General features: G+C 66.9%; 23 protein-coding genes and 1 tRNA gene. 23 read left to right on the top strand and 1 reads right to left on the bottom strand.

Annotated elements, in window-relative coordinates; genetic code table 11:
* Positions 1-19 precede the first annotated feature (19 nt).
* The 23 genes from ABC347_RS05755 (at position 20) to ABC347_RS05645 (ending at position 20987) form a co-directional block, all read left to right on the top strand.
* A complete protein-coding gene (locus ABC347_RS05755) occupies positions 20-193 on the top strand; it encodes a YnbE family lipoprotein (protein WP_413247010.1) in 174 nt (57 codons plus the stop codon).
* A 7-nt stretch (positions 194-200) separates the two neighbouring features.
* Positions 201-581 (top strand): YdbL family probable chaperone protein, encoded by a 381-nt coding sequence (locus ABC347_RS05750; protein ID WP_413244776.1) that lies wholly within the window; start codon positions 201-203, stop codon positions 579-581.
* 125 nt (positions 582-706) lie between these two features.
* Positions 707-1024, top strand: a complete 318-nt coding sequence (locus tag ABC347_RS05745; RefSeq protein ID WP_413244775.1) for an AtpZ/AtpI family protein — start codon at positions 707-709, stop codon at positions 1022-1024.
* Between the two features lie 37 nt (positions 1025-1061).
* Complete coding sequence (locus ABC347_RS05740) at positions 1062-1862, top strand: F0F1 ATP synthase subunit A (protein WP_413244774.1); 801 nt, start codon at positions 1062-1064, stop codon at positions 1860-1862.
* Between the two features lie 37 nt (positions 1863-1899).
* Positions 1900-2127 carry a F0F1 ATP synthase subunit C gene (locus ABC347_RS05735; RefSeq protein WP_413244773.1) on the top strand — a complete coding sequence of 76 codons (228 nt, stop codon included), beginning with the start codon at positions 1900-1902 and terminating at the stop codon, positions 2125-2127.
* 53 nt (positions 2128-2180) lie between these two features.
* Positions 2181-2672: a F0F1 ATP synthase subunit B family protein gene (locus ABC347_RS05730; protein ID WP_413244772.1), complete on the top strand. Its 492-nt coding sequence runs from the start codon at positions 2181-2183 to the stop codon at positions 2670-2672.
* Positions 2673-2850: 178 nt separating this feature from the next.
* Positions 2851-3396, top strand: coding sequence for a F0F1 ATP synthase subunit B family protein (locus tag ABC347_RS05725; protein WP_413247009.1), 546 nt, complete (start codon positions 2851-2853; stop codon positions 3394-3396).
* Positions 3397-3470: 74 nt separating this feature from the next.
* Positions 3471-5384 carry an excinuclease ABC subunit UvrC gene (gene uvrC / locus ABC347_RS05720; protein WP_413244771.1) on the top strand — a complete coding sequence of 638 codons (1914 nt, stop codon included), beginning with the start codon at positions 3471-3473 and terminating at the stop codon, positions 5382-5384.
* 50 nt (positions 5385-5434) lie between these two features.
* A complete protein-coding gene (locus ABC347_RS05715; protein ID WP_413244770.1) occupies positions 5435-6358 on the top strand; it encodes a polysaccharide deacetylase family protein in 924 nt (307 codons plus the stop codon).
* Positions 6355-7266 carry a GNAT family N-acetyltransferase gene (locus ABC347_RS05710; RefSeq protein WP_413244769.1) on the top strand — a complete coding sequence of 304 codons (912 nt, stop codon included), beginning with the start codon at positions 6355-6357 and terminating at the stop codon, positions 7264-7266. The genes ABC347_RS05715 and ABC347_RS05710 overlap by 4 nt, the downstream gene beginning before the upstream one ends.
* The gene (locus ABC347_RS05705; RefSeq protein WP_413244768.1) at positions 7263-7826 is read left to right on the top strand and encodes a GNAT family N-acetyltransferase; all 564 of its coding nucleotides are present in this window, start codon (positions 7263-7265) and stop codon (positions 7824-7826) included. The genes ABC347_RS05710 and ABC347_RS05705 overlap by 4 nt, the downstream gene beginning before the upstream one ends.
* A 27-nt stretch (positions 7827-7853) precedes the next feature.
* On the top strand, positions 7854-8585 hold the full coding sequence (gene recO, locus ABC347_RS05700; protein WP_413244767.1) for a DNA repair protein RecO: 732 nt from the start codon (positions 7854-7856) through the stop codon (positions 8583-8585).
* A gap of 51 nt (positions 8586-8636) precedes the next feature.
* On the top strand, positions 8637-10106 hold the full coding sequence (locus tag ABC347_RS05695) for an efflux transporter outer membrane subunit (RefSeq protein ID WP_413244766.1): 1470 nt from the start codon (positions 8637-8639) through the stop codon (positions 10104-10106).
* A gap of 1 nt (position 10107) precedes the next feature.
* Complete coding sequence (locus ABC347_RS05690) at positions 10108-11532, top strand: efflux RND transporter periplasmic adaptor subunit (RefSeq protein WP_413244765.1); 1425 nt, start codon at positions 10108-10110, stop codon at positions 11530-11532.
* Entirely contained in the window at positions 11444-12247 is an 804-nt protein-coding gene (locus tag ABC347_RS05685; RefSeq protein WP_413244764.1) for an ABC transporter ATP-binding protein, read from the top strand. The genes ABC347_RS05690 and ABC347_RS05685 overlap by 89 nt, the downstream gene beginning before the upstream one ends.
* Before the next feature lie 77 nt (positions 12248-12324).
* On the top strand, positions 12325-13533 hold the full coding sequence (locus ABC347_RS05680; RefSeq protein ID WP_413247008.1) for an ABC transporter permease: 1209 nt from the start codon (positions 12325-12327) through the stop codon (positions 13531-13533).
* Positions 13530-14225, top strand: coding sequence for a response regulator (locus ABC347_RS05675; protein WP_413244763.1), 696 nt, complete (start codon positions 13530-13532; stop codon positions 14223-14225). The genes ABC347_RS05680 and ABC347_RS05675 overlap by 4 nt, the downstream gene beginning before the upstream one ends.
* Positions 14222-15586: an ATP-binding protein gene (locus ABC347_RS05670; RefSeq protein ID WP_413244762.1), complete on the top strand. Its 1365-nt coding sequence runs from the start codon at positions 14222-14224 to the stop codon at positions 15584-15586. The genes ABC347_RS05675 and ABC347_RS05670 overlap by 4 nt, the downstream gene beginning before the upstream one ends.
* A 74-nt stretch (positions 15587-15660) precedes the next feature.
* Complete coding sequence (locus ABC347_RS05665) at positions 15661-16026, top strand: glycine zipper 2TM domain-containing protein (protein WP_413244761.1); 366 nt, start codon at positions 15661-15663, stop codon at positions 16024-16026.
* A gap of 204 nt (positions 16027-16230) precedes the next feature.
* Entirely contained in the window at positions 16231-17499 is a 1269-nt protein-coding gene (locus ABC347_RS05660; protein WP_413244760.1) for a thiamine pyrophosphate-dependent enzyme, read from the top strand.
* A gap of 20 nt (positions 17500-17519) precedes the next feature.
* Entirely contained in the window at positions 17520-18524 is a 1005-nt protein-coding gene (locus ABC347_RS05655; protein WP_413247007.1) for an alpha-ketoacid dehydrogenase subunit beta, read from the top strand.
* Positions 18525-19802 carry a dihydrolipoamide acetyltransferase family protein gene (locus tag ABC347_RS05650; protein ID WP_413244759.1) on the top strand — a complete coding sequence of 426 codons (1278 nt, stop codon included), beginning with the start codon at positions 18525-18527 and terminating at the stop codon, positions 19800-19802.
* A gap of 192 nt (positions 19803-19994) precedes the next feature.
* On the top strand, positions 19995-20987 hold the full coding sequence (locus ABC347_RS05645) for a GGDEF domain-containing protein (protein ID WP_413244758.1): 993 nt from the start codon (positions 19995-19997) through the stop codon (positions 20985-20987).
* A gap of 31 nt (positions 20988-21018) precedes the next feature.
* Here ABC347_RS05645 and ABC347_RS05640 read toward each other — a convergent pair.
* A tRNA-Thr gene (locus ABC347_RS05640) sits at positions 21019-21094 on the bottom strand.
* Positions 21095-21104 lie beyond the last annotated feature (10 nt).

Here is a 21104-nt window from a genome sequence, read left to right as displayed (position 1 = left end):
TATGAGAGGATCCGATATGATGCGCTGGGTGATGATGGCGGGGCTGGCGGTCGGCACGGGTGGGTGCATCTCGGTGAAGGCACCCGACAAGCCGATCGAGATCAACCTTAACGTCAACATCCGGCAGGAAGTGGTGGTGAGCCTGCGCAAGGACGTGCAGGATCTCGACAAGCAATATCCGGGAGTGTTCTGAAATGCGCATGGCCAAGCTGATCATCGGAGCCGCGCTGGCGACCGCCGCGCTGGGCGCGACGGTGGCCTGGGCGCAGGCGGAGGAGGCGATCGTCGGGCAGGCGCGGGCCGCCGGCCAGGTCGGCGAGCAGGCGGACGGCTATCTCGGTTTCGTCACGAGCCCGAGCGCGGAGCTGAAGGCCGCAGTTGATGCGATCAACATCAAGCGCCGCGCGATCTACACCGATATCGCCGCCAAGCAGGGCGCGACCGTTCAGGAGGTGGCGGCTGCGCGTGGTTGCGATCAGCTCGCCAAGCGGGTCGGGCCGGGCCAGTTCTACAAGGTCGGCGGCAGCTGGGCGCGTCGCGACGGGTCGGCTCCGGTGCCGCTGCCCGCGGTCTGCGGCTGAGGTCGGCGGGCGGCATCCGCCGCCCCGCCCCCAAGGTTGACTTGCCATTCCCCCCTTCCTAAAGGGTCCGCGCCTAGGCGGGATCGCCCGTCGTCAGGGCGCATCCCCGATATGGGAGAGGCGGCATGACGGCAGGGGAACCCGGGCACGATCCCATCGGCGATGATGCGCGGCTGGATTCGCTCGAAGAGCGGCTCAGGGCAGCGCAGGACGCCGAAGCGGCTCGGACCGGCACGGCACAGAAGAAAGTCGACGCGAACTATTCGCTCGGCAATCGCGTGCTGTCCGATCTGATCGCGGGGATCGGCGGCGGAGCGCTGATCGGCTGGGTCCTCGACCGGCTGCTCGGCACGACGCCCTGGCTCCTCTTGGCGCTGATGTTCCTCGGAATCGCAGTCGCCTTCAGGAACATCTTCAGATTGTCCAAGCAGCGCCCGGACTGACGGTTCGGACGCTGCTCGCATAGCAGGGGTTGTCAGGGTGGCGGCGGAATCCGGCAAGATCGATCCGATGCACCAGTTTCTGGTGGAGCCGATCTTCGGCCAATCGTGGCAGATCGGCGGTCATAGCATCGCGTTCACCAATTCCGCCTTGTGGATGGTGATCACGCTGGTCGCGATCTGGCTGTTCATGCTGGGCGGCATGAAGCGTGAACTGGTGCCCGGTCGCTGGCAGGCCGCGGTCGAGGGCTTCACTGGCTTCATCTCCAACATGATGCATTCGAACATCGGGCCGGAAGGCAAGAAGTTCACGCCCTATGTCTTCTCGCTGTTCATGTTCATTCTGGTCGCCAATCTGATGGGGATGATGCCGGTCGGCATCCTGTCCGGCGTCAATCCCGGTTTCCACGCCTTCACCGTCACCAGCCATCTCACGGTGACGGGTGTGCTGGCGATCATCAGTTTCGCGATCGTGCTCGTCGTCGGCTTCGCGCGCCACGGCTTCCACTTCTTCTCGCTGTTCATCCCGCACGGCACCCCGGGCTACATGGTCCCGCTGATCTTCCTGATCGAGCTGTTTTCCTTCCTGATCCGTCCGTTCTCGCTGGGTCTGCGACTGTTCGTCGCCATGACCGCGGGCCACATCCTGATGAAGGTGCTGGCCGGGTTCGTGATCAACGGGATGAACGCCGGCGCCGGGATCGCAGCGATTGTGTCGCTGCCCAGCTTCATCCTGATGGTCGGCATCACGCTGCTCGAACTGCTGGTCTGCGCGATCCAGGCCTATGTGTTCGCGCTGCTGACGTCGCTTTACCTGAACGATGCGATCAACCTTCACTAGCCATTCTTTCCAACGTTTTAATCTAGGGAGTTATATCATGGACGCAGAAGCCGCAAAGCTGATCGGTGCCGGTCTGGCCGCGATCGGCGTGGGCCTTGCCGCGCTGGGCGTGGGCAACGTCTTCGGCTCGTTCCTCGAGAGCGCGCTGCGCAATCCGGGTGCCGCGGACGGCCAGCAGGGCCGCCTGTTCATCGGCTTCGCCGCGGCCGAGCTGCTCGGCCTGCTGGCGTTCGTCGTTGCGATGATCCTGCTGTTCGTCGCCTGATCGATTTGCGGGGCGGCCCCGGCCGCCTCGCCCCTTTCTGACCGGGACGTCCGATGCCGCAGATCGCCCAGATCGTCGAAACCTATGCCTCCCAGATCTTCTGGCTGCTGATCGTCTTCGGCCTGATCTATTTCGGGATCGGGCGCGGGATGCTGCCCAAGATCGAATCCACGATCGAAGGCCGCGACAAGAAGATCGCGGGTGATCTCGCCGCGGCCGAAGCGGCGCGCAATACCGCCGACACGGTCGAAGCAGACTATCGCGCGCGGATGGATGCCACGCGGGCGCAGGCGTTGAAGGCGACTCAAGCCGCCAAGGCACAGGCCGCGGCCGATGCCGAGGTGCGCGTGAAAGCGGCCGACGCCGAAGTGGCCGCCAAGGCCGCCGAGGCGGATGCCCGGCTCCAGGCCTCGCGAACCGCGGCACTGTCGAGCATCGAGGATGTCGCGGCAGAAGCGACGCAGGACATTGTCGCGCGCGTGTCGGGCCTGTCGGTCGGACGTGACGAGGCGACCGCGGCGGTGAAATCCGCGCTCGCCGCCTGAATGGCACGCTCTGATCATTATTCGGTGAGGAACCGGCCCCATGTCGCATAGCCCCAGCGCCGCCGCTGCCGATACCGTGGTCACCCGGGCCGACGGATCGGTGCTGACCGCAGAATTGCCCGGCAACGGCTCCGCGACGGTTGCCGACAATCTCGACCATGCCGCCGATAGCGAGGGCATGGCCACTGCGACCGAAGTGGCGCATGGTGGGCCGGCGCATGCCGATCCTACCGCGCTCGGCCTCAACGCGACCGCTTGGGTCGCGGTCGCGATGCTGGTCGTGATCGGCCTGCTGTTGTGGAAGAAGGTGCCGGCGGTGATCGGCGCCTCGCTCGACAAGAAGATCGCCGGCATTCGCGCCCAGCTGGATCAGGCCGCGCAGTTGCGCAAGGAGGCCGAGGCGCTGAAGGCGGAGTATGAGGCGAAGGCCGCCGCTGCCGCTGGTGAGGCTGACGCGATCCTGGCCGACGCCCGCACCCAGGCCGACGACATCGTGGCACAGGCGCGTACCGATGCCACCGCGCTGATCGAGCGTCGCGGCCGGATGGCCGAGGACAAGATTGCCGCTGCCGAGCGCGCCGCGCTGGCCGAGGTCCGCGCTAAGGCCGCCAGCGCCGCCGCAGCGGCGGCCGCCGCGCTGATCGCCCAGAAGCATGACGCGGGCAGCGACAAGGCGCTGATCGATCGTACCATCGCCGGGATTTCCGCCCAGCGTATGAATTGAGCGGTCCGCCCGCTGGCGCGCGGGTGGGGCAGTCGGGGGGTGACGTGTGGCCGCCCCGCCCCTAAATCGGCGGCGTGACTGAGCCGACCGATCGCTTCAACGAAGAGAAATCCACCTATGCCGTACGCGGATCGGACAAGCCCGATCTCGACGCGGGGGTGGCCGCGATCCGTAATGTGCTGAAGACGCTGCCGGCGCGGCCGGGTGTCTACCGGATGCAGGATATCCGCGGCGACGTGCTTTACGTGGGCAAGGCGCGCGCGCTGAAGAACCGGGTCGCGAACTATACGCAGGTCGCTCGGCTGCCGAAGCGGCTCAGCCGGATGGTCGCGCAGACGCGCAGCATGACCATCGTGACGACCAATACCGAGGCGGAGGCGCTGCTGCTCGAAGCGCAGCTGATCAAGCGGTTTCGGCCCGCCTACAACGTCCTGCTGCGCGACGATAAGAGCTTCCCCTTCATCCTGCTGCGCGAGGATCATGATTTTCCGCGCGTGCAGAAGCATCGCGGCGCCCGGCGTGCCAAGGGGCAGTATTTCGGCCCGTTCGCCAGCGCGGGATCGGTCACCCGCACGCTGAACGCGCTGCAGAAGCTGTTCCTGCTGCGATCCTGCACGGACAGCTTCTTCGCCAATCGCGACCGGCCGTGTCTGCTCTATCAGATCAAGCGCTGTTCGGCGCCGTGCGTCGGGCGCGTCTCGAAGGAGGATTATGCCGACCTGGTGGCGGATGCGAAGGCGTTCCTGTCCGGCAAGTCGACGCAGGTCCAGAAGAAGCTCGGCGACGCGATGACCCGCGCCGCCGCCGACATGGATTTCGAGCTTGCAGCCGTCTACCGCGATCGCCTGCGTGCGCTGACCTTCATCCAGGGGACGCAGACGATCAACGCGGAAGGCGTGGCCGATGCGGACATCTTTGCGATGGCCGCCAAGCAGGGCCATATCGGCATCCAGGCCTTCTTCATCCGTGGCGGTCAGAATTGGGGCCACCGCGCCTTCTTCCCGGCGCACACGGCAGACGTGCCGGAAGACGAGATCCTCGCAAGCTTCCTGATGCAATTCTATGAAGAGGTGCCGCCGCCGCGTCTGGTGCTGCTCGATCGCGCGCTGGAGGAAGCCGAGTTGCTTGGCGAGGCATTGTCCGAACGCGCCGGCCGCAAGGTGCAGTTGAAGCAGCCGCAACGCGGCGAGCAGCGCCGGCTGATCGCGCAGGCCACGCGCAATGCGGAGGAAGCACTCGATCGGCGGATCGCAGAGTCGACGACGCAGGGGCGGCTGCTCGGCGAGATGGCCGAGCTGTTCGAGCTGGAGGGGCCGCCCGGGCGGATCGAAGTCTATGACAATAGCCACATCATGGGCACCAACATGGTGGGCGCAATGATCGTGGCGGGGCCGGAGGGGTTCAGGCCGGGCCAGTACCGCAAGTTCAATATCCGGCGGCCGGAGACTGCTCCGGGGGATGATTTCGCGATGATGCGCGAAGTGCTGGAACGGCGCTTCGCGCGGCTGGAAAAGGAGGATCCCGATCGCAAGTCTGGGGAATGGCCTGATCTGCTGCTGATCGATGGCGGCAAGGGCCAGCTTTCCGCCGTGTGCAGCATATTGGAAGACGCAGGCGTTCACGACGTGCCGATCGTCGGCATTTCCAAGGGACCGGACCGCAATGCCGGCCGGGAGCATTTTCATCTGCCCGATGGTCGCGAGCAGATGCTGCCGCCGGGATCGCCACTGCTGTTCTACCTCCAGCGGCTGCGGGACGAGGCGCACCGCTTCGCGATCGGGGCGCACCGTGCGAAGCGCGCCAAGGCGTTCACTGCCAGCCCGCTGGACGAAGTGCCTGGCATCGGCCCGGCGCGTAAGAAGGCGCTGCTGATGCATTTCGGCACGGCCAAGGCAGTGCGCGGGGCAGCGCTCGAGGATCTTCAGAAGGCGCCCGGCGTGTCCGCGACGATGGCGCGCGCGATCTACGACTATTTCCATCCGTCCTGACCGGGCGCCGGCAGCGAAGCCTTAACCGGCACCGCGTTATCGCGGGTTCCATGGCCACCCGCGCGCTGATCACCGTCGATACCGAACTGATGCTGCGCCGTGATTCCGACCGCGACGACTGGCGTGCCTTGTTCGCCCGATCCTGTGAGCCGGCGGGGGTGGGGATCGGCTACCAGCTTGCCCGGTTCGCCGCACATGGCCTGAAGGCGACCTTCTTCGTCGATCCGATGCCGGCGCAGCGGTTCGGGATTGATTGTGTGAAGGCGATGGTCGAACCGATCCTGGCGGCCGGGCAGCAGGTGCAACTGCATCTCCATCCCGGCTGGATCGATTCGCGTCATGAGCTGACCGACTGGGACGAAGCCGGGCAACGCGACCTGCTGAGCCGCGCGCGCGAGCTGCTGGTCGCAGCCGGCGCACCCGAACCTGTTGCCTATCGTGCCGGCAGCTATGCGGCCAATGACGATACGCTGCGCGCGCTGGCCGCGATCGGCATTCGATATGACAGCAGCCACAATGGCAGCCACCACCCCTGGCCCAGCGCGATCCCGTTGCCGCCCGCGCAGATTGCCCCGGTGCTTCGAGAAGGCGTGATCGAGGTGCCGGTTGGCCAGATCCGGGATGGCGGCGCGCTGCGCCACCTCCAGCTGTGCGCAGTCTCCGCCGCGGAGATGCGCGCCGCGATCGATCATGCGGTCGTCGTGGCGCATCCCGTGGTGTCGATCGTCAGCCACTCGTTCGAGCTTGCGAGCCGCAACGGCGCGCGCCCCAACGGCGTGCACGTTCGCCGTTTCGAGGCGCTGTGCGAGCATCTAGCCACACGCGCAGGTTCGGTGCCGACCGCCTGGTTCACGGAGCTCGATGACCTTCCGCTCGGCGCACCGGCCGTTCCTGTGGTGGCATCGCCTGCACGCGCGGCCTTGCGCAAGGCGGAGCAGCTCTGGTCGAATCTCTACGACGAGCGTCGCGCGTGACGATCGCAGCCCCGGTCGCACTGCGCTTTCAGGTCGGCGCGCGCACCTTGTGGTCGCTCAAGCGCCGGCTGGTCCGCGTATCCCCCAGCTTGGCCGACATCCGCGCCGGCGCGCTGCCGCCGCTGCCGCCGCTGCCCGACGATGCCCACGGCTATCTGGTCGCATCCGTGCCCGAGCCGGCGATCGAGGCGCTGGTGACGAACACCGATCTGCGCTGCCTGGTCCGCCAGCGCTACACGCGTCGCTATGCTGATCTGGCGCAGGGTTTCGATGCCTATCTGGCCAGCTTTTCGTCGAAGAGTCGATCGACGCTGTTGCGCAAATCGCGCCGCTTCGCCGAGCGATCCGGCGGTGCGCTGGATGTGCGCGCCTATCGCACGCCAGCGGAAGTCGGCGAGTTCCATAGGCTTGCCCGCCAGGTCTCCGCACTGAGCTATCAGGAGAAGCTGCTCGATGCAGGCCTGCCTGATGGCAACGCAGCGCGTGCCGAACTGGGACGGCTGGCAGCGGCCGATCGCGTTAGGGCTTTTCTGCTCTTCCTCGACGGTCGACCAGTCAGTTACCTGCATCTGCCGGCGAACGACGACGTGCTGGTCTATGCCCATCTGGGCTTCGACCCGGCCGTCTCCGATCTCTCGCCGGGCGGCGTCCTCCAGCTGGAGGCGCTGCGGTTGCTGATGCAGGAAGGGCGGTTCGTGGCGCTGGATTTCACCGAGGGCGAGGGGCAGCACAAGCGCCAGTTCGCGACCGGTGGAGTCGCGTGCGCGGATCTGCTGCTGTTGAAGCCGGGGATCCTGAACCGGATCGCCGGCGATGGGCTGATCGCGTTCGATCGCGCCGTGGCGCGCGCGAAGGTGGCGCTCGACAGTCCTCAACTGCGTCGGTGGAGCCGGATCGTCAGGCGTTGAAGTCCGCGCTCCAGTGGCTGATGCGGCGCATCGGCGGCTATGAACTCTATCGCGTGATCCGCCGCGGCGACGATGCCCCGGTGCTGCCGATCCCGGATGGCTGGGCAATTCGCCCGGTCGATCAGGAAGCGCGGCGCGCGCTGGCATCCGAAAGCCTGCCCAAACCGCGTGAACTTTCACATGCCGGGCTTGCGGCGGGCGCCGTGTTCCTGGCGCTGTGGAATGGCACCGCGCTGCTGGGCGTGATCCTTTACGAGCCGATCGAGCTGAGCTGGATCATGGCGTTCTGGCCGCGGCTGCGAGGGCATCATGCCGTGATCGACATCTGGACGATCGAGGCGTCGCGCCGACGTGGAGCCGGCAGCGTGCTGCTCAGCAACAGTGCCCAGCGCTTCGACCGCGCGCCGCTTGCCTGGACATGGTGGACGAACTGGCCGGCACTGGCCACCTTCCGCCGATGCGGCTGGGAAGCGGCGGGCTGGATGGGGTCGGTGCGCGGCCACCGGCGTGCCTGGCCCGGCCGGACGTCGCGCAAGCGGGATGCGATCTCCATCGCCTGACCCGGCAGCATAAGCTAGAGACGGGCAATGCACATTTCGGCCGAGGCGATCGTGTGCGCGGTGCGCGCACATGGCGAACATGGTGCGGTCGCACGTGTGCTGACGCCCGCCGACGGACTGGTCGCGGGGTATGTGCGGGGTGGGCGATCGCGGCGGATGCGGCCGGTGCTGCTGGCCGGCAACACCGTGCTGGCCGATCTGCGCGCGCGTACCGACACTCAGCTTCCGGCCTTGACCGTGGAACTGGTCGAAAGCCGCGCACCGCTGCTGGCGGAACCGCTCGCTGCGGCGGCGATCGACTGGTCGACTGCGCTGGCTGCCGCTACGCTGCCCGAAGGCCAGGCCTATCCAGCGATCCATGCTGCACTCGACGGCTTGCTGGCCGCCATCGTCGCGGCGCCGGCTGCGCGCGGCTGGGCAACTGCGCTGGTGCGATACGAGTTGCTGCTGCTGGCGGAATTGGGGTTCGGGCTCGACCTTTCGCAATGCGTCGCCACCGGCGCACGCGACGATCTGGGCTTCGTCAGCCCGAAAAGCGGTGGGGCGGTGAGCCGCGCGGCGGCGATCGGGCATGAAGGCCGGCTGCTGCCGCTGCCACCATTCCTTCACGATGGCGCGCCGGCCGGCTGGGACGATGTCGTCGCCGGCCTGCGGATCACCGGCCGCTTCCTCGCGCGCGACCTGCTCGGTGACGGACGCGCGCGGCTTCTGCCTGCACGCGAACGGCTCGTGGACAGGATCACGCGACTGGCGGACTAGATATTTCAGGCCTGACATTCGCGGCAAAGAATGCGGGCTATGGGCAGGATCATGACAAGGATCGCCACATCGACGACGACGGGAATGCTGGCGCTGGCGCTGCTGGCGGGTTGCACCGTCGGACCCAATTACCGACCGCCGACCAATGCGGCGCTGAAGGTGCCCGACAGCTTCCTTGCAGCGCAGGCCCAGCCGATCGCCGGCGAGGTCGATCTGGCGCGCTGGTGGCAGGCCTTCCAGGATCCCGTGCTGGTGCAGCTTGTCGATCGCGCGCTGGCGGCCAATCTCGATATCGAGGCGGCGGGCGCACGGTTGCGCCAGGCGCGGGCAAGCCTGCGCGGCACACGCGGCCAATTGTTTCCAACCCTCGGAGCCAGTGGGTCGGTCGCGCGGTCGATCGGGGCGGATGGTCGCACCGTGATCGATCCCACCACCGGTCAGACCATCTCGACCGGTGGCGATACCACCATCTACCGCGCCGGGCTGGATGCGTCCTACGAAGTCGATCTGTTCGGCGGCATTCGCCGATCGATCGAAGCCGCCCGAGCGGATGCCGATGCGTCGCAGGCAGCGCTGCGATCGACCCAGCTGACGATCGCTTCCGAGATCGCGTTCAACTATCTCGATGCGCGGCTCGGCCAGACGCGGCTGCGCATCGCCCGTGATAATCTGCGCGCCCAGGACGAAACCGTGCAGATCGTTGGCTGGCGGGTGCAGGCCGGGCTGGTCAGCTCGCTCGATCTGGAACAGGCACGACAGCTGCGCGCGCAGACGGCGGCGAGCATTCCCAGCCTCGAAAGCGGGCTGAACGCATCGCTCAACCGGATCGCGGTGTTGCTGGGCGAGGCGCCCGGCGCCGTCAACGCGCTGATGGCGACGGAGGCAGTGATCCCGCTCGCCCCTGCGGCCAGCGACGTGCCGGCGGCCGTCATCCAGCGCCGGCCCGATGTCGCCCAAGCCGAGCGCCAGCTGGCGGCCGAGACCGCGCGGATCGGCGTGCAGACTGCGCAGCTCTATCCCGCGCTGCGGCTCTCGGGCACGTTCTCGGGCTCCGACACCTCGGTCGGCGATCTCCTGTCGAGCGCGCTTGGCAACATCGTCGGGGCGATCTCCGCGCCGATCTTCCAGGGTGGACAGATCCGAGCCGCGATCGAGGGACAGCGCGCATCCACCGACGCAAGCTTCGCGGCCTATCGCCAGACCGTGCTGGTCGCACTGGAGGAAGTCGAAAATGCGCTGGTCGCGTTGTCCGCCGCCGAACGCCGCGAGCGCGAGCTGGTGGTGGCGGAGGAAGCCTCGCGCAACGCCGTGACCTTCGCGCGCAGCCAGTATCGCGCGGGCCTGATCGATTTCCAATCCCTGCTGGAAAGCGAGCGCAGCCTGCTGTCGGCACAGGACAGCCGCGCAAGCGTCCGTGCAGAACGCGCGACCGCGACCGTGCAGCTCTACAAGGCGCTTGGCGGTGGATGGCAATCCGCCCCCGAACCGCGCACCGTGACCACTTCTTCAAGGGCGAACTGAGATGGACCAGCCGACCACCAATACGCAGGAAGAGCTTGATGCCTTCCTTGGGGTCCAGCCGCCCAGCCGTCGTGGCGCGATGTTGAAATGGGCTGCGATTGCGATCGGCGTGGTATTGCTGGCGCTGCTCGCCTGGCGGCTGTTCTTCGCTGGCGACGCGGCAGTCGGCTACGCTACCCAGCGGGTCGAGCGCGGCAATCTGACTGTGACGGTGGCGGCGACCGGCAACCTGCAGCCGACCAACCAGGTCGATGTTGGATCCGAGCTGTCGGGCCTGATCACCGATGTCTATGTCGACAACAACGATCGAGTGACCAAGGGTCAGGTGCTGGCGCGACTGGATACGCGCGCCTTCGTCGATGCGGTCAATCAGCGGCGCGCCGGGCTCGATTCGGCGCGGGCACAGGTCGCGCAGGCGCAGGCGACGGTCACCCAGACCCGCGCCAATCTCACCCGGCTGGAAGAAGTCTACCGCATCTCCGGCGGCAAGGTGCCGTCGCGTGCCGAACTCGACACCGGGCGCGCCGACTATGCGCGCGCGGTAGCGGCAGTGCGGACCGCACAGGCTGCGGTCGCACAGGCGCAGGCACTGCTCTCGTCCGACCAGACCCAGCTTTCGCGGGCCTCGATCGTCTCGCCGGTCAACGGCGTGGTGCTGAGCCGCCAGATCGAGCCCGGGCAGACCGTGGCGGCATCGCTGAACGCGCCCGTGCTGTTCCAGATCGCCGAGGATCTGAGCCAGATGCAGCTCGAGGTGAAGGTGGACGAGGCCGATGTCGGCCAGGTCAAGGATGGCCAGCGCGCGACCTTCGCTGTCGATGCCTTTCCCGGCCGCACCTTCCCTGCACGGATCGAGCGCGTCGATGTGGGTGCGAATGCCAGCGGATCGACGAGCAGCACGTCGACATCCACCAGCACGACGTCCGCCAGCGGCTCGGTGGTCGCCTACACGGCCATCCTTTCGGTCGCGAACCCGGAAGAATTGTTGCTCCCCGGGATGACGGCGACTGCCGATATCGTGACGACCGAAAAGCGGAACGTGCTGCTGGTGCCCAACGCGGCGCTGCGCTTCACGCCCGACAGCGCCGCGGCCGGCAGTGGCGGCGGCGGTATCGCCGGCGCGATCGCGCCGATGCGCCCGCGCCGCGGCAATCGTGCCACGCGTGAGGTCGCGATCGGCCGCGGCAGCCGCCAGACCGTCTATGTCAAGGATGCCGAGGGCAAGCCGAAGCCGATCCAGGTGACGGTGGGCGACACCAACGGCAGCCAGACCGAAGTGTCCGGCGCGGGGCTCGAGCCGGGCATGGAAGTGATCACCGGCCAACTCGCCAGTGAGGATGGCGCGTCCTCGTCCGGTGGTGCGCGCGGCGGGCAGCGCCGGCAGGGTGGCGGCGGTGGCGGGCAGGGTGGCCAGCGTGGCCAGTAACCCCGCCAGCCAGCCGCTGATCCGGCTGCGCGGCATCACCAAGACGTTCGGCGAGGGCGCGACCGCGTTCCAGGCACTGAAGGGCATCGACCTGGATATCGAGCGCGGCGATTTCGTCGCGGTGATGGGGCCATCGGGATCGGGCAAGTCGACCACGATGAACATCCTCGGCTGCCTGGATGTGCCGAGCGCGGGCGAGTTCCTGTTCCGCGGCCACCATGTGGAGACGCTCGATCGCGATCAGCGCGCGCTGCTGCGCCGGCGCTACCTTGGCTTCGTGTTCCAGGGTTTCAACCTGCTCAACCGCACGACCGCACTGGAGAATGTCGAGCTGCCCCTGCTTTACCGCGGCGAGGAGAAATCCAAGCGCAACGAACTGGCGATGGGCGCGCTCGACAAGGTCGGCTTGAAGGACTGGTGGGATCACACGCCTGCCGAACTGTCCGGCGGTCAGCAGCAGCGCGTGGCGATCGCGCGCGCGATCGTCACCCATCCCGATGTGCTGCTGGCGGACGAGCCGACCGGCAATCTCGATTCCGAACGGTCGGTCGAGATCATGGAATTGCTGACCGATCTCAACCGCAACAGCGGGATCACGGTGCTGATGGTGACGCACGAGCCCGAGATGGCGGCGTTCGCGCGCACAATCATCCACTTCCGCGATGGCCTGGTCGAGCGGATCGACCGGACCCACAAGCAGGGGGAAGCGGCATGAACGCGCCCGTCGATCCGACCACCACGCCAGTCCCGGCCGAAACCGCCCCGGCGCCGACCAGCGCCGGCACGCTGCGTCTGCTGGGCACCACGGTGATCCTGGCGGTGCGCGAGATTCGCCGGCACCTGCTGCGTAGCTTCCTGACCATCCTGGGCATCGTGATCGGCGTGTCCGCGGTGGTGACGATGGTGACGCTGGGCAAGGGCACCACGGCTGCCGTGCAGGCGCAGATCAGCGGGCTTGGCGCGAACATCCTGCAGATCCGACCCGGCCAAGGTTTCGGCCGCGGCGGCGGCGGGCCGCAACCGCCCGATTTCAAGCAAGCCGATGTCGATGCGATCCAGCAGCAGATCGCTGGCGTGAAGGCAGTCGCGCCGCAAGCCCAGTCGACCGGCATCGCGGTGCGCAACGCGGCCAACTGGTCGACCACCATCAACGGCACCACCGCGCAATATTTCACTGCGCAGCAATGGTACCCGCAACGCGGCCGGATCTTCACAGCGGCCGAGGAACAGGCCGGAAAGGCGGTCTGCATCATCGGCAACACGGTGCGGCAGAACCTGTTTCGTGGTGAGAATCCGGTCGGTGAGCGCTTCCGCCTGCGCGATCTTTCCTGCGAGGTGATCGGCGTGCTTTCGACACGCGGGCAGGGCGGGTTCGGCAACGATCAAGATGATGTGGTGCTGATGCCGATCAAGGCAGTGCAGCGGCGCTTCACTGGCAATCGCGACATCCGCAACATCATGGTCGCGGTCGATGACGCGTATGACACGGCGGTGGTGCAGGCCTCGATCCAGCAGCTGCTGCGTGAACGGCGCAACATTACGGGTAACAAGGAAGATGACTTCAACATCTTCGACACGAAGCAGATTTCGGACACGCTTTCCGGCACCACCCAGTTGCTGACCACGATCGTGGCGGCGGTGGCGGCGATCAGCCTGGTCGTCGGCGGGATCGGCATCATGAACATCATGCTGGTTTCGGTGACAGAGCGGACCCGCGAGATCGGTATCCGGCTGGCGATCGGCGCGGTCGCGCGAGAAGTATTGTTGCAGTTCCTGGTGGAGGCGGTCGCATTGTCCTGCCTGGGCGGAGCGATCGGGCTCGTACTCGCGCTGATCGCGACCACGCTGCTTGCGCCGATTATGCAGGTGCCGCTGCTTTGGGATCCGCAGATCAACCTGATCGCCTTCGCGATATCCGCGCTGATCGGTGTCGTGTTCGGCTATTTCCCGGCACGCCGTGCCGCGAGCCTGAACCCGATCGATGCGTTGAGGCACGAATGAGCGACGCTCCGCCCCGGATCCTGGTCGTCGACGACGATGCCGAACTGCGCGGTCTGGTGTCCGACTTCCTGGCGGCCAACGGCCTGCTCGTCGAAAGTGCGGCCAATGGCGTCGAGATGGATGCCGCTATCGCCCGCGCCGCACCCGACCTTGTGGTGCTGGATCTGATGATGCCCGGCGAGGACGGGCTGTCGATCATGCGGCGGCTGCGCGGGCAGGGTGGGCCGGGCGTGATCATGCTGTCCGCAATGGGCGAGGATACCGATCGGATCATCGGCCTGGAGGTGGGCGCCGACGATTACCTGCCGAAGCCCTGCAACCCGCGCGAATTGCTGGCCCGTGTGCGCGCGGTGCTGCGTCGGCGCGAGGGGGCAGGCGCCGGCGGCAATCCCGAACGCCGATTCGGACCATGGACGCTGGACCTAGTCAACCGCGAGCTTCGCCGCGCCGGGGCGGCATCGGCACCGCTGACCGACGCTGAATTCCGCACGCTGACTGCCTTCCTGGATCGGCCGCAGCGCGTGCTGAGTCGGGATCAGCTGATCGAGAGCGGCAAAGGCATCGATAGCGATGTCTATGATCGTGCGATCGATGTCACGATCAGCCGCCTGCGCAAGAAGCTGGGGGCGGACGATCCGATCCGCACGGTGCGGAACGAAGGCTATATGTTCACGCTGAAGGTCGACGGATGATCTGGCGCGCGCGCGGCCTGCCGATCGTCTGGCAGACGCTGCTGCTGCTGCTCGCCAGCCTGATCGTGACCCAGGCGCTGTCGATCGGCCTGTTCCTCTCGCTCCGGCCGCCGCGCCCTGATTTCAACCGGCTGTCCGACATCGCCGAGGCGCTGTCGGGCACGGTGCCGCGTGATGGCCGCCGCCACCGGCATGACGATCGCGACCGGGCCTTAAGCGCCCAGCTTCAAAGGTCGGCACCCGGCGGGGCGGAGGGCATGGCGACCGATCCGGCCTTCACCGCGCAACTGGCTGATCGCCTGCGCGTGCCGGCCACACGCGTGCGCCTGTTCTTCGAGCCCGACCAGCGCGGCACCTTTCCGTTCGATGATCGCAAGGTGGTCGGGCTGGTGCCGATTCGCCGCGGCGAGCCGATCTTCTTCAACACCGTGATCGCCGGGCTGGATACCGGGGCGGGATGGCGCGTGGTGCAGACGCCGCCGCGGCCGATGCTGAACACCTGGCAGCGACGCACGCTGATCTGGTTCGGCCTCTCCGCGCTGCTGCTGGCGCCGTTCGCGTTCGTCTTCGCGCGGCGTTTGACGCGGCCGATCCGCCGCTTCGCCGATGCCGCGGACGCGATGGGCAGCGATCCGCTGGCGCCGAAAGTGCCCGAAGAGGGGCCGGCCGAGCTGCGCGTCGCCGCCAACGCGCTCAACCGCATGCAGGGCAGGCTTGAAGATTATGTTGCCGAACGAACCGCGATGATCGGCGCGATCGCGCACGATCTGCGCACGCCGCTGACCCGCATCGCGTTCCGGATCGAAGCCGCGCCCGATCAGGTGCGTGACAAGGTGCAGGCCGATATCGAACAGATGCGCGCGATGATCGCGGCCACGATCGGCTTCGTGAAGGGGATGGCCCCGGTCGATCCCGTGCCCGTCCGGCTCGATGCGCTGCTGCGCCGGCTGGCCGAGCATGAGCGGGAGGTGGAGCGGCCGGTGCGGCTGGGGTCGATCGAGCCGGTGACCATCCTCGGCGATCCGGTCGCATTGGAACGGCTGCTGCAGAACCTGATCGACAATGGCGTCGACTATGGGAAGTCGGTCGAACTGATCCTCGCCCGCAGTGGCGAGATGGCGGAGGTGCGGATTGCCGACCGGGGGCCTGGCGTGCCGGCGGAGTGGCGTGAGCGGCTGTTCCAGCCGTTCCAGCGCGGTGAACCGTCGCGCAGTCGCGAAACCGGCGGGATCGGTCTGGGGCTGACGATCGCGCGCGCGATCGCGCAGGCACATGGCGGCACGCTGCGGCTGGAAGATCGGGTCGGCGGCGGGATCGAGGCGATCGCCTGCTTTCCGATCAGGGCCGATCTGAACAATTGATAACGGCACCGTTCAGATCGCGGTCAACGCGAATCGGCCAGAAAGCTCCCATCAGTTTTCAAGGGAGTACCACCATGATGAAGTTCCTCACCGCCGCCGCCTTGTCCGCCGCCATGGTCGTCCCGACCGTCGCTGCGCCCGCGCAGGTTTGGAACGCGCCGGTCGCCTGGCAGAATGGCGACAATGGCTATTTTCAGCAGGCCGGGTGGCGCGATCGCCGCGACAATCGGCGCTATAATCGCGGGGCGCGTTACAATCAGCGCTGCTACGACAAGGGCAATGGCGGCCTTGCAATCGGCGGCATCGTCGGCGCGCTGGCCGGACGCGAAATCGCCGGCCGCGGGGATCGCACGCTTGGTACGATCCTCGGTGCCGGGGCCGGCGCCCTGGCGGGCCGTGCCATCGACAAGTCTGATGGCGCGCCCTGCTATCGCCGCTGATCCGGATTTCGAGTGACGGGAAGGGGCGGCCGCCGCAGCGGTCGCCCCTTCTGCCGTGCCTGCCCATCAGAAGACTCGCCAAGCGCTGCGAAATAAAATAACAGCCGCGCACAACTTTCTCCGGGTAGCTTTTTGGTCCCGGGCGGGAGACGATGCGGGACCAGCGGCGTTCGATCGCCGGCCCATTGCGCGAGGATGGTGAGGATGACCGACCCGGCTGGGCGCAATCTGCGCCCGATGAGCCTGCATATTCCCGAGCCGCGGTTTCGCCCCGGCGATGCGGTGGACTATGCCGAATTCGACCGCGGTGTCGCGGGGGCCGTAGAGCGGCCGGACATTTCGGCCGATCCTGCGTCGATGCGCGGCCACGCCTATCAACTGGTACGCGTGCTCGATGACGATCATCGCGCGGTCGGTCCCTGGGATCCGAAGCTCTCGCCCGATCGGCTGCGGCAGATGCTGCGCCATATGGCGCTGACCCGCGCCTATGACGACCGGATGTACCGCGCCCAGCGCCAGGGCAAGACCAGTTTCTACATGAAATGCACCGGCGAGGAGGCGACCTCGGTCGGCGCCGCGCACGCTTTGCACCGCGACGACATGGTGTTCCCCAGCTACCGGCAGCAGGCGATCCTGATTGCGCGTGAATGGTCGCTGGTCGACATGATGTGCCAGGTCTATTCGAACAAGGGCGATCGACTGCTCGGCCGCCAGATGCCGATCATGTATTCGGCGAAGGGCGCCAGCTTCTTCTCGATTTCCGGCAATCTCGCCACCCAGATGCCGCAGGCGGTGGGCTTCTCGATGGCGTCGGCTTCACGCGGGGATACGCGGATCGCGTCGGCCTGGTGCGGGGAAGGATCGACTGCGGAGGGCGATTTCCATTCGGCCGCCACCTTCGCCGCGGTCTATCGCGCGCCGGTGATCCTGAACGTGGTCAACAACCAGTGGGCGATCTCCAGCTATTCGGGCTTCGCCGGGGCGGAGGAGACGACCTTCGCGGCGCGCGCGATCGGCTATGGCATTGCGGGCCTGCGGGTGGACGGCAACGATATCCTGGCGGTCTATGCAGCGACCGAGTGGGCGGCGGAGCGGGCGCGCAACAATTATGGCGCGACGCTGATCGAGCACTTCACCTATCGCGCCGAGGGCCATTCCACTTCGGACGATCCGAGCAAATATCGTTCGGCCGAGGAACGTCCGAAATGGCCGCTGGGCGACCCGGTCGCCCGGCTGCGCGACCATCTGATCGCGCTTGGCGAGTGGGACGAGGACCGCCATGCCGCGATGGATCGCGACGTGGCCGAGCAGGTGAAGGTCGCCGCCAAGGAAGCCGAGAAGCAGGGCATCCTGGGTGATGGCATGCACCAGCCCTTCTCGACGATGTTCGAGGATGTGTTCGAGGAGATGCCCTGGCACCTGAAGGAGCAGAGCGCGCAGATGACCGCAGAGCGCGAGGCCGCCGGGATATGAGCGACGGCGACACCAAGACGATGAACATGATCGAGGCGATCAACAGCGCCATCGACATCTGCATGGATCGTGATCCGACGATCGTCGTGATGGGCGAGGACGTCGGCTATTTCGGCGGAGTGTTCAAGGCGACCGCGGGCTTGCAGAAGAAATATGGCAAGACCCGCGTGTTCGATACGCCGATCAACGAGCTCGGCATCATCGGCGTCTCGGTCGGCATGGCGACCTATGGACTGCGCCCGGTGCCGGAGATCCAGTTCGCGGACTATATCTACCCGGCGCTCGACCAGCTCGTCTCCGAAGCCGCGCGGCTGCGCTATCGTTCGGCCGGCGAGTATACCGCGCCGCTGACGGTGCGATCCCCATTTGGCGGCGGCATCTTCGGCGGGCAGACCCACAGCCAGAGCCCGGAGGGCATCTTCACCCATGTCGCGGGACTGAAGACGGTGGTGCCGTCGACGCCCTATGACGCCAAGGGGCTGCTGATCGCATCGATCGAGGACAATGATCCGGTGATCTTCTTCGAGCCGAAGCGGATCTATAACGGCCCCTTTGACGGTCATTACGGCCGGCCGGTGACGCCCTGGGCGAAGCATCCCGCCGCCGCAGTTCCGGAAGGCTATTACAAGATCCCGCTGGGCAAGGCGAACCTGGTTCGCGAGGGCGGTGACGTGACCATCCTGGCCTATGGCACGATGGTGCACGTTGCGGCGGCGCTGATCGCGGACAAGGGGCTGGACGCCGATCTGATCGACCTGCGTACGCTGGTGCCGCTGGATATCGAGACGATCGAGGCGTCGGTGAAGAAGACCGGGCGTTGCGTGGTGGTGCACGAGGCGACGCGGACCGGCGGCTTTGGTGCTGAGCTGGCGGCGCTGGTGCAAGAGCGCTGCTTCCACCATCTCGAGGCGCCAGTGGAGCGCGTGACGGGCTGGGACACGCCCTATCCGCATTCGCTGGAATGGGCATATTTCCCCGGCCCCGTCCGTCTGGGCGAGGCGATCAAGCGGGTCATGGAGGACTGAGTGGCGACGTTCACGTTCAAGCTGCCGGATATCGGCGAGGGCATCGCCGAAGCGGAGATCGTCGCCTGGCACGTCAAGGTGGGCGATGTCATCGAGGAAGACGCGCCGCTGGCCGACATGATGACGGACAAGGCAACCGTCGAGATGACCGCGCCGGTGGCCGGCACCATCGTCGAGCTTGCCGGCGCGGTCGGCGATCAGCTCGCGATCGGATCGATGCTGGCCGTCTTCGAAGTCGAGGGCGAGCTGTCCGAAGCGCCGGAGCCGACTGTGCAGGTCGCCCCGAACGAGGCCGGTCAGGTCTCACGGCCCGATCCCGTGGTGGAGAGCCCTGCTAAGCCTGTGCCCGTGGCCGACCCGGAGCCGACCCGGCCAACAGAGGCTCCCGCAGCTGCGGAGCCGCCCGCCAGTCCGATCCCGGCTGCGGCCAAGGTCATCGCGTCGCCGGCCGTGCGGGCGCGTGCCAGGGATCTCGGCATCGATCTCACGCAGGTGAAGCCGGCGGCCGACGGGCGCGTGCGCCACGCCGATCTTGATGCCTTCCTGACCTATAACCATGGCTATCGCGGTGCGGCCGGCAAGCGCGCCGATGAACAGGTCCGCGTGATCGGCCTGCGCCGCCGGATCGCGGAGAATATGGCGGCCGCCAAGCGCGCCATCCCGCACTTCACCTATGTGGAGGAGATCGACGTCACGAAGCTGGAAGCGCTGCGCGAGGACCTGAATGCGACTCGTGGCGACCGGCCCAAGCTGACGATGCTGCCGCTGCTGATCACTGCGATCTGCAAGGCGATCCCGGATTTTCCGATGATCAACGCCCGCTACGACGACGAGGCGGGCTTCGTCACGCGCTTCGGCGCGGTCCATCTGGGTATCGCGACGCAAACCGACGCGGGGCTGATGGTGCCGGTCATCCGCGATGCCGAGAGCCGAAATATCTGGCAGCTGGCGACCGAGATCCGCCGCCTGGCCGACGCCGCACGCAGCGGCAAGGCGCAGAGCAGCGAGCTGTCCGGCTCCACCCTCACGCTGACCTCGCTGGGCCCGCTCGGCGGGATTGCGACCACGCCGGTGATCAATCGCCCCGAAGTCGCGATCATCGGCCCGAACCGCGTGATCGAGCGCCCCGTGATTCGCGACGGTGAGATCGCAGTCGCCAAGCTGATGAACCTTTCGATCAGTTGCGATCACCGCGTCGTCGATGGGTGGGACGCCGCCAGCTTCGTGCAGGCGGCGCGCAAGCTGCTGGAAACACCGGCCCTGCTGTTCGTGGATTGATCGGGTTGCGGCGATGCAACAGTGGCCACAAACCACGCAATTCCGCCGCTGCCTGACATTTCTGGTTACTTGCTTTTAGCGATTGCCTGCTAGGGATCGGGTTCGCGCGGGATATGCGCCAGGTTGAGATCGAGCGGGTGGGGGCCCATGGGCACGGCAGGCAATGCAAGGATCGATGATCCTGCTGAACGGATGCAGAATCTGTTCGAGCAGATCGGCGACTTTCTCGCAGCGCACCGGCTGTCCCCCGATCCGGCCCATTACGCCTTTGCCTATCGCATGCTGGCCGAACCTGATGGCAAGCTGGCGGATGCGGTCTCCGCGATCGTCGAAGGCGGCGTGCGGCTGACGCACAGCGATATCGCCCGGTTGGGCCACGCCGTCGATACGCGGCCATTCGATGTCCAGCCGGCGACGAGCGAGCGCCAGGGCCGTATCGACGCGATCGTCGAGAAGACCCAGGCGCAAGTGCGCGGCTTCGAGGATATCGTGACCGCGATCCACGCCGAGACCCAGGATTTCGGCCGCGATCTCCAGGCGGGAGCGGCGGCGATGCGCGAACTCAAGAACAACCTCGAAGTCGATGGGCTGGTGCGGATTACCGGATCGATGCTGGAACGCATCCGATCGGCCGAGAACCGGCTCGAAGCGGCGACGCACGAGGCGCGCGATCTGCGCGAGAAGCTCGACGAGGCGCGCGACGACGCGCGCCGCGATCCGCTGACCGGGTTGCCCAACCGGCGCGCGTTCGGGGAGGAATTCTTCGCCAAGCGTCGACAATCGGTGCCGATGTGCGTCGCGCTCTGCGATATCGACCGGTTCAAGGCCGTCAACGATCGCTTCGGCCACGCGGTCGGCGATCGCGTGCTGAAAGCGATCGCAAGCACTCTGACCACCAGCTGCGAGGGGCATCTGATCGCCCGTCACGGCGGTGAGGAGTTCGCCGTGCTGTTTTCCGGTATCGAGCTGGCCGGCGCGCTGGCCCTGCTCGAGGATGCCCGCGAGGTGGTGCAGGAGAAGCGCTTCCGCCTGCGCGAATCGGATGCGCCGCTGGGCGAGATCACCTTTTCCGGCGGATTGGTGGCGGTGGCGCCGGGCGAGCCGCTGGAAGACGTGCTCGTCCGGGCGGATGCGCTGCTCTACGCTGCCAAGGATAGTGGCCGGAACCGCGTCCACACGGCCTGATTAAGCTCGCCTAACGGTGCGATCCGGTAAGTGGTGCCGGTTGCAGGAATCGAACCCGCGACCTTCGGTTTACAAAACCGCTGCTCTACCAGCTGAGCTAAACCGGCGATCCGGCGC

Source organism: Sphingomonas canaveralia (assembly GCF_047238125.1).
In the GTDB taxonomy this organism is placed as follows: domain Bacteria; phylum Pseudomonadota; class Alphaproteobacteria; order Sphingomonadales; family Sphingomonadaceae; genus JBDFMH01.
Note: the sequence above shows the minus strand (reverse complement) of the source record. Positions and strands in the feature narration are given on the sequence as shown.

Coding starts and splice junctions, on each gene's coding strand:
- ABC347_RS05755 (WP_413247010.1), top strand. CDS start 20: ATGCGCTGGGTGATGATGGCGGGGCTGGCGGTCGGCACGGGTGGGTGC.
- ABC347_RS05750 (WP_413244776.1), top strand. CDS start 201: ATGGCCAAGCTGATCATCGGAGCCGCGCTGGCGACCGCCGCGCTGGGC.
- ABC347_RS05745 (WP_413244775.1), top strand. CDS start 707: ATGACGGCAGGGGAACCCGGGCACGATCCCATCGGCGATGATGCGCGG.
- ABC347_RS05735 (WP_413244773.1), top strand. CDS start 1,900: ATGGACGCAGAAGCCGCAAAGCTGATCGGTGCCGGTCTGGCCGCGATC.
- ABC347_RS05730 (WP_413244772.1), top strand. CDS start 2,181: ATGCCGCAGATCGCCCAGATCGTCGAAACCTATGCCTCCCAGATCTTC.
- ABC347_RS05725 (WP_413247009.1), top strand. CDS start 2,851: ATGGCCACTGCGACCGAAGTGGCGCATGGTGGGCCGGCGCATGCCGAT.
- ABC347_RS05715 (WP_413244770.1), top strand. CDS start 5,435: ATGGCCACCCGCGCGCTGATCACCGTCGATACCGAACTGATGCTGCGC.
- recO (WP_413244767.1), top strand. CDS start 7,854: ATGCACATTTCGGCCGAGGCGATCGTGTGCGCGGTGCGCGCACATGGC.
- ABC347_RS05695 (WP_413244766.1), top strand. CDS start 8,637: ATGACAAGGATCGCCACATCGACGACGACGGGAATGCTGGCGCTGGCG.
- ABC347_RS05690 (WP_413244765.1), top strand. CDS start 10,108: ATGGACCAGCCGACCACCAATACGCAGGAAGAGCTTGATGCCTTCCTT.
- ABC347_RS05685 (WP_413244764.1), top strand. CDS start 11,444: ATGGCGCGTCCTCGTCCGGTGGTGCGCGCGGCGGGCAGCGCCGGCAGG.
- ABC347_RS05675 (WP_413244763.1), top strand. CDS start 13,530: ATGAGCGACGCTCCGCCCCGGATCCTGGTCGTCGACGACGATGCCGAA.
- ABC347_RS05670 (WP_413244762.1), top strand. CDS start 14,222: ATGATCTGGCGCGCGCGCGGCCTGCCGATCGTCTGGCAGACGCTGCTG.
- ABC347_RS05665 (WP_413244761.1), top strand. CDS start 15,661: ATGATGAAGTTCCTCACCGCCGCCGCCTTGTCCGCCGCCATGGTCGTC.
- ABC347_RS05660 (WP_413244760.1), top strand. CDS start 16,231: ATGACCGACCCGGCTGGGCGCAATCTGCGCCCGATGAGCCTGCATATT.
- ABC347_RS05655 (WP_413247007.1), top strand. CDS start 17,520: ATGAACATGATCGAGGCGATCAACAGCGCCATCGACATCTGCATGGAT.
- ABC347_RS05645 (WP_413244758.1), top strand. CDS start 19,995: ATGCAGAATCTGTTCGAGCAGATCGGCGACTTTCTCGCAGCGCACCGG.